The organism is Pelosinus propionicus DSM 13327, from assembly GCF_900114615.1.
Classification (GTDB): Bacteria; Bacillota; Negativicutes; order DSM-13327; family DSM-13327; genus Pelosinus; species Pelosinus propionicus.
The window spans coordinates 96,290-103,937 of the sequence record NZ_FOTS01000017.1 but is presented as its reverse complement, the minus strand read 5'-3'; the positions used below and the strand labels follow the sequence as shown (position 1 = coordinate 103,937).

General features: G+C 41.0%; 8 protein-coding genes and 1 pseudogene. 6 read left to right on the top strand and 3 right to left on the bottom strand.

Going from position 1 to position 7,648, the window contains the following annotated elements; genetic code table 11:
• The 3 genes and pseudogenes from BMZ99_RS11205 to BMZ99_RS11195 all read left to right on the top strand — a co-directional run.
• A pseudogene (locus BMZ99_RS11205) lies at positions 1-231 on the top strand (IS110 family transposase); the annotation flags it as partial.
• A gap of 210 nt (positions 232-441) precedes the next feature.
• Entirely contained in the window at positions 442-1,317 is an 876-nt protein-coding gene (locus tag BMZ99_RS11200; protein ID WP_245754929.1) for a LysR family transcriptional regulator, read from the top strand.
• A gap of 70 nt (positions 1,318-1,387) precedes the next feature.
• Complete coding sequence (locus BMZ99_RS11195) at positions 1,388-1,780, top strand: NusG domain II-containing protein (RefSeq protein ID WP_245754928.1); 393 nt, start codon at positions 1,388-1,390, stop codon at positions 1,778-1,780.
• Between the two features lie 9 nt (positions 1,781-1,789).
• Here the strand turns inward: BMZ99_RS11195 and pdxR are convergent, their stop codons facing one another.
• Positions 1,790-3,301 (bottom strand): MocR-like pyridoxine biosynthesis transcription factor PdxR, encoded by a 1,512-nt coding sequence (pdxR, locus tag BMZ99_RS11190; RefSeq protein WP_090936809.1) that lies wholly within the window; start codon positions 3,299-3,301, stop codon positions 1,790-1,792.
• Positions 3,302-3,421: 120 nt separating this feature from the next.
• Here pdxR and BMZ99_RS11185 point away from each other — a divergent pair, with 120 nt between their 5' ends.
• The 3 genes from BMZ99_RS11185 to BMZ99_RS11175 all read left to right on the top strand — a co-directional run bounded on the left by BMZ99_RS11185 (position 3,422) and on the right by BMZ99_RS11175 (position 5,686).
• The gene (locus BMZ99_RS11185; RefSeq protein ID WP_090936806.1) at positions 3,422-4,108 is read left to right on the top strand and encodes an AzlC family ABC transporter permease; all 687 of its coding nucleotides are present in this window, start codon (positions 3,422-3,424) and stop codon (positions 4,106-4,108) included.
• Positions 4,098-4,409, top strand: coding sequence for an AzlD domain-containing protein (locus tag BMZ99_RS11180; protein WP_090936804.1), 312 nt, complete (start codon positions 4,098-4,100; stop codon positions 4,407-4,409). The genes BMZ99_RS11185 and BMZ99_RS11180 overlap by 11 nt, the downstream gene beginning before the upstream one ends.
• 77 nt (positions 4,410-4,486) lie before the next feature.
• A complete protein-coding gene (locus tag BMZ99_RS11175) occupies positions 4,487-5,686 on the top strand; it encodes an aminotransferase-like domain-containing protein (protein ID WP_090936801.1) in 1,200 nt (399 codons plus the stop codon).
• A 21-nt stretch (positions 5,687-5,707) separates the two neighbouring features.
• On the opposite strand, the gene BMZ99_RS11170 is transcribed toward BMZ99_RS11175, so the two are convergent.
• Both BMZ99_RS11170 and BMZ99_RS11165 read right to left on the bottom strand, forming a co-directional pair.
• Complete coding sequence (locus BMZ99_RS11170) at positions 5,708-6,370, bottom strand: sugar phosphate isomerase/epimerase family protein (RefSeq protein ID WP_245754927.1); 663 nt, start codon at positions 6,368-6,370, stop codon at positions 5,708-5,710.
• A gap of 180 nt (positions 6,371-6,550) precedes the next feature.
• Entirely contained in the window at positions 6,551-7,648 is a 1,098-nt protein-coding gene (locus BMZ99_RS11165; protein WP_090936798.1) for an ABC transporter ATP-binding protein, read from the bottom strand.

Here is a 7,648-nt window from a genome sequence, read left to right as displayed (position 1 = left end):
CTTTCAAAAGCTGGCAATACTTATCTCAGATACTATTTAATTGAAGCTACTAGCCATGTAAAGAATCATTTATCTGAATATGCAGCTTTTTACCAGAAGAAGTATGATGAAGTTAAAACTCATCAGCACAAACGCGCACTCGCACTTACTGCTCGTAAATTCATCCGGCTGATTTTTGGATTGCTGGCCAACCATCAGCTTTACTCTCCAAGTAGAGTAAGCCAAAGTTAATAGATCCCATTTATTTACTTTTTCTTCGGCTTGAAGAAGAGGCTTGTTTAGTGCACCCATTTTTTGCGGATTACTTACAAAACTTATTTTTTATGGGCTTGACATATTACCAGATTGCTTGATAAACATGATACTATCAGTTGAAGAATAATATGTAAAATACTATAATATAATAAAAATGATAGGTAAATACCTATGACAAGAGGAAATATGATGACATTACGACATTTGTACGTTTTTTTATGTGTATGCGATGCAGGCAATATGACTGCCGCAGCGAAAAAACTTTTTATAGCACAGCCTTCTATCAGCCAGGCAATCTTTGAATTAGAAAAACATTATAATGTAAAATTGTTTGAGCGGCTGGGACGTAAGTTATTTATTACCCCTGCAGGTCAAAAGTTGTTAACATATGCCCGGCATATCGTCAATTTAAACCAAGAAGTAGAGGAGTCTATGCGAGAGATTCATGATAATGGTATCGTACGGATCGGTGCCAGTGTTACTGTCGGAACGTATATTTTACCCAGTGTGATAAGAGAATTTATGCAAAGCAATCCCAAGGTAAAAGTTGTATCTACTGTGAATAATACGACAGTAATTGAAGAAATGCTGCTGGCCGATCAGTTAGATATCGGCTTGGTTGAAGGTAAAGTTCAATCCTCTGGCATATTACATGTGCCTTTTATGGAAGACAAGTTAGTATTAGTAAGCGCTCCTGCTCATCCCTTTGGCAGAAGAGGAAAGATAACGTTAGGGGAGCTTGAAGAAGCTGACGTAATTGTACGTGAAGCAGGAAGCGGTACTCGAAATTTATTTGAATCCGTGATGACAGAAAGAGGAATAAACTGGAATGTCATTGGTGTTTATAATAATGCTGAAAGCATAAAGAATGCTGTAGCAATTGGTCTGGGAGTTTCCGTTATATCATGGATGGCAGTGCAAAAGGAATTAGAACGAAAAGAGCTTACTATCATAAAAATAGAAGGGGTGTCTTTTAAAAGACAATTTAGCATTATTTATCATCGAAATAAGTATCTATCCCCTGTTCTAAAGCGGCTGATTGAATTGTTGCTGCCTGAATGAGGGTACAAATTTGCGCGCTTTGTAATAATTAGATACAATCTATATATAGCAATTGTCATTTGGAGGATATATGATGAAAAAGATAGGACTTACATTAGGTGATAAATGGCTGATAGGGATACTTTGCGTAGTATCGTTGACAGGAATTATTCTTAGTGTGATTCTCTTTCCCGCTCAAGCCAATACAGTTGCTGAAATTCGGGTAGACAATAAGCTGTTTAAATCCATTACCTTAAGGCAAGGCTACTATGAGGAAATTCGCATTGGCGGCGAGACGGAATATGCCATTATAGAAGTCCAAGATGGTAAGATTCGCATTCGGCAAGATGATTCTCCTCGTCAGATTGGTGTACAAACGGGATGGATTAGCAAACCGCCTCAACAAGTCGTTAATTTGCCCTATCGCATTGTGATTCACTTAGTGTCAAATGAATCTCTGGACGTAGATGATATTGCACGGTAGAAAGATGTTTTAAATGATTGGCCGCCCAGCTATGTCTGACGGCTGTGCTGCATTCGCAGCACCTGATGCAAAGATGCGCCCTAATCTTCGTATGCCTTCTTTTAGCAATTCTTCATTATGGGTGGCAAAGCAAAGACGTATTTCATTACTTTTAGTTCCATTTGTATAAAAAGCTTCACCAGGTACAAAAGAAACTCCTGCTGCAGCTGCACGACGAATTAGTTCTGTTCCAGAGGCGGGAGGAGTTAGTGTGCACCAAAGGTAAAAACCTCCCTCGGGTATATTAAAATCCATATAACCATTGCAATATCGCCGGATTGCGCTAACCATAGCATCCCGGCGTTTTTTGTATTCCATACGGACAGTAGCTAAATGATTTATCAGGTAATTTTCTTCCAGGCAAGTATGAAGAATAATTTGAGAAAGACTATTGCTATGCAGATCGATATGCTGTTTTTCTTGTGCTAATCGATTGATAACCTGTGGAGCTGCTATGATCCAGCCTGTTCTCAAACCAGGAAAAAGTATTTTGGAAAAAGTACTCATATAAATTACGCCGCCATAGGTGTCTAGACTTTTGAGAGAAAGAGGGGGCTGCTGACCGTAATAGAGCTGACTATAGGGATCGTCTTCTATGATGACCAAGCGGTATCGTGAGGCTAATCGAATTAGTTCTTGTCGGTCGTGCAACGACATAACCCGACCAGTAGGGTTTTGAAAAGTGGGAATGGTATACATTAATTTAGGGCGATAGCGAATGAGGTAGTCTTCAAGCAATTCGAAGTTAATACCATCAGATGGCGGAAGGGTTAGGATCCGAGCGCCAGAAGCTTCTAATGCCTGAATTGCCCCTAGGTAAGTCGGTGATTCTACTATCACGTAGTCCCGGGGTTCTACGAAGGCTTTTACGATGAGATATAGACCTTGCTGTGAGCCAGAGGCGACTAGAATTTGATCGGGAGTGGCTTGGATTCCCAGACGGCTTTGCCATGCGGCTAAAGAATGCCTTAGAGGAAGATACCCTTCGGTAGTCATGTGACCGAAATCGGAAACTTCAAGGTCATGTTTACTGGATACGAGAGCTTTTTCAATGATGGAGAGAGGATAAAAGGCCGGATCAGGCATACCGGCTGCAAGGGAAATTGTCTCATCTGCAGTGGGAGTAGCAATTAAAGTACGCAGCAGTGATGATAGCGGTGATTTATATTGAGGTGTAAACAATTGCTCCCAAAGAATAGTGGCCGATGACTCATTTATAAATGATGGCTCAGCAACGTAAGTGCCGCTTCCCACTCGTGTTATGATCAGACCCCGTTCCTCCAGAAGCCTGTAAGCATTAATAATTGTAGTGCGGCTAACTTCCAGTAATTTGACGAGCTCTCGCTCTGGAGGCAGCTTGGTGCCAGCAGAAAGAGTTGAATTTTGAATTTTTGCAGCTAAACCATTTGCAAGCTGCAAATACATGGGGGCTGAACTAGAATGGTCAATTCGAATACCACTTAGCGTTTTGGTAATATCCATTTATATAATTCTCCTTAAAAGATAGAATTGGTATTTTAATTATATTATATTGGATATTTACAATTAAATTCCTGCAAGCTATTATAAGTAAAAAAACTGTAAAGTATTGGAGGGGCAGCAATGCAGGAAAAGGACTTTCGCAAGGGTGTAAGTGACACAGTACCTTTAATAGTTGGGATGATTCCTTTTGGTTTAGCATATGGTATTTTGGGAAAGTCCATTGGTTTAACTTCAGGAGAGACCATTGCAATGTCCATACTGGTTTTTGCTGGATCGGCCCAGTTTATCTGTCTGCCGATGCTTATGGAGGGGGCTAGTTTGGCAATGGTCAGCTTTACGACTTTACTAATCAATCTTCGTCATCTATTGATGGGTGCCTCCCTTGCTCCTTATATGAGTGGGCTATCCATGCCGTTTAAGGCTCTTCTTTCTTTTGGAATGGCGGATGAAACCTATGCAGTGACGATACAGCGTGCACAAGCTGGCTGTTATACGGGAGCCTATCAGTTGGGAAGCAATGCAATATGCTACCTCTTATGGGTGATGTCCACCATCGGTGGTGTTATTTTAGGAGATTACATAAGTGATCCACTCTCCTGGGGGTTGGATTTTGCTATGCCAGCTACCTTCTTAGCCTTGCTGATTCCCCGCTTACGTGACAAAGCTAGTGTAGTCGTATGCCTTGTTGCAACTGTGGTTAGCGTCGGGGCTGTTATTTTAATTCCTGGTAAATGGTATATCATTATTGCTTGCTTGGCTGCAGCTATGGCAGGTGGTCTTATGGGAGGGAAACAAGATGCGATTTGAAATTCTTATAAGTATCCTTGCTATGGCGGTAGTGACGTTTGCGACTCGTTTTGCCAGTATAGGGCTTTTGGGGAATGTACCTGCCGGACTTGGACGTTTCTTGAAGCATGTACCTACTGCGATACTTACTGCTTTGATTGCGCCAGCCCTTTTTGCACCAAAAGGTTATATCGCAATAACTTTTTCGAATCATTATCTGCTGGCAGGTATAGTAACAGCCTTGGTAGCTTATAATCGTCAACCTCCTATTGTGACTATGGGGGCAGGTATGACCATGATATTGGTATTGCGCATGATGTGAGTTTGCTGTTTGACGCAAATGGGAGTTCTATTCACAGTAAACATTTTCATAATAATACATATAGGAGGGACTTTGTGATGGCGGTTACTTTTGCAAAACGTATGAAAACATTGCGGGCGTCAGAAATCAGGGAAATATTAAAGATTACTCAGAGGGAAGAGGTATTATCTTTTGCAGGGGGATTACCGGCTCCGGAATTGTTTCCGGTGGAAGAATTAAAGGAGATATCCATAAGAATATTAGAACAAATGGGTAGAGAAGCCTTACAATATTCCACTACTGAAGGATATAAACCCTTGAGAGAGAAAATAGCAGAGCGAATGAACCGGAAATTTAAAACAAGTGTTACTGCTGATAACATAGTAATCACTTGTGGTTCACAGCAGGCGTTAGACCTTTCTGGAAAGCTCTTCTTAGATGAAGGAGATCTTGTACTGTGCGAAAGCCCAACCTATTTAGCGGCCATTAGCGCTCTTAAAGCTTATGGACCGCGTTTTATAAAAGTTCCCACGGACGACCAGGGAATGATTATAGAAGAACTTGAAAAAATAATTGCAGCACAAAAAAGTATAAAACTAATTTATGTAATCCCTGATTTTCAAAATCCTACGGGAAAAACTTGGTCGCTGGAGCGTAGACGTGATTTTATGAAGCTGCTGCAGCAATATAATATTCCAGTTATTGAAGATAATCCATATGGAGAATTACGTTTTGAAAATGAGATTCTTCCTTCATTAAAATCAATGGATAGGTCAGGAAATGTCATCTTTACAAGCACTTTTTCCAAAACCTTCTGTCCAGGTTTACGTATAGGATGGGTTGCTGCTGATGCTGAATTTATTGAAAAGTATGTATTAGTAAAACAGGGGACTGATTTATGTACATCCATAAGAAGCCAGATGGAGATCTCAGCCTACATGGATGTGTTTGACTTTGAAGCACATATTGAGAAGCTGGTTGCTGTATATCGAAAACGCCGAGATGTAATGGTGGAAGAGCTGAGGAAAACAATGCCCCAGGGAGTACGCTTTACTCATCCTCAGGGAGGTTTGTTTCTATGGGTAGAGCTTCCTGAGCATATTAAGGCCATAGACTTACTTCATGACTGTCTGAAAAATAATGTAGCTTTTGTACCGGGGGATTCTTTTTTTCCTAATGGCGGCGTTGAAAATACATTTCGCTTAAACTATTCTAATATGTCAGAAAAAAAAATCATTGAAGGGATACAACGATTATCACAAGCGATAAAGAAATGTAATGATATAAAAAACAGCTGAAGTATTCACTCCAGCTGAATCTTAATCCTGCGTGATCTTCGCTGCTTGCACAAGATAACTGTTCTCAGTAGCTTGAATACTAGCTAAGGCCGTCTGTATATCTACATTGGCGTATTCAAAGACGAGAGTAGTTTTAGGAACAGACGAGCAAATGGCAGCAAATAATACATTCCAGTTAATCGTTCCCTGACCAATCGGCAGGTGGTCATCAGATAATCCGTGATTATCATGCAGGTGGCAGGCGATAAGCCTTTTTCCTAATTGTTCAATGACATTCGGTAAGTTCCATCGATTAATGTATGCGTGTCCTACATCGAGCAACGAACCTGCTTCTGGTAACATTACTAGTAGTTCTCGGTATTCTTTCCAATCGAATAATAGAGTACCTTTTGTCTGTAATCCAACATTTTCAATGAGTATTTGGATCTCATAATTTTTAGAGAGTAGCAAAAGCTCTTGAAGTCGATGCTGTACCCGCTGGCGGACAACCGTTTTGTCTCCCGTAAATTCTTCATTGGTATGCACTACAATAAATTTGGCATTCCACTTGGCGGCAAATTCAAATACGTCTTTGTAATGGGCCAGATAGTGGCTGTCATTTTCATCAGCTAAATTAACTCCAATGCATGGTCCGTGAATGCTTAAATTTTGCGGTGATTGATGAGGATAAATTTCTTTTAACACTTTATCCCAATGAGAATGATTGCCAAATTCATAAAAAAATTTCTAGTCCTAAGCTGTCAGGGAGTTGTTTTAATGCAGTATAGTTAAATCCGATAAAAGATAAATTGCTAAGAGATAAGAGCAACGTTTCGACCTCCTTTAAAAGCGTAATGAATAGAGTATTTTACGAATTAATAGGAATTAGCAGGCATAGCTATGAGAAAGGCTGTTTGGGAGTTCAATATTTTGTCCAGCATGTCTATCGAATCCATTCACATGCTGCCAAGAGAAAGATACCCCTAATGTTCCTGCAGGAATGGGTTGATCCACTGGAAGCATACACAGCAAACGTTGACCGTCGTGATGCAGGCGAAGATGGATACAGCGCTGGCTGCCTAGATGTTCGACAAATTCTATTTGTCCATAGAGCATGGGGGTGTCGCTTAAACAGCATTGTTCTGGACGAATCCCAATCCATAGCTCCTGATGCTCTGCTAAATGCCTGTGCCATTTAGTGGGGGGATTTACACGACTGTCTGCTATCCATAAAGCGCCATCGCGAAAAGATCCTTTCATTAAATTCATCGGTGGAGAGCCGATGAAAGAAGCAACGAAAGTATTGGCAGGATGTTGATAGATGGCATCTGGTGTGTCTAGTTGCTGCAGAGCGCCTTGGTTCATGATTGCGATTCGCTGCCCTACAGTCATTGCTTCTACTTGGTCATGGGTAACATAGATGAAAGTCGGACGATAGAGATTGTGGATTTTAACTAATTCAGTACGGGCTTGCAGGCGAAGTTGTGCATCCAGATTGGAAAGAGGCTCATCTAGGAGGAAATAAGGAGCTTGCTTCACTAGGGAACGACAAAGAGCTACTCGCTGTTTTTGACCTCCGGACAATTCGTTTGGCTTTCGTTGTTCGTAGGCTGAAAGATTAAGGATTTCTAGTGCTTGCTCCGTTCTTGCTTTGATTTCTTCTATTGGTATTTTTTGAAGGAAGAGACCGAAAGTGATATTCTCCCATATGGTCATATGGGGGTATAATGCGTAGTTTTGAAACACCATGGCGATGTTTCGCGCACCGGGTTCAACTGTATTTACAACTTGCCCTCCCATCTTGAGGGTACCTGCTGTGATGGTTTCCAGACCAGCGACCATTCGTAGTGTTGTCGTTTTTCCACAACCTGATGGACCCAGCAGAATGAGTCGCTCTCCTCCTTGGATGACCATGTTTAAATCTTTGACCACCGGAGTTTCACCATAGGATTTGCAAACATTTTCAAAAATAATTCCATTCAT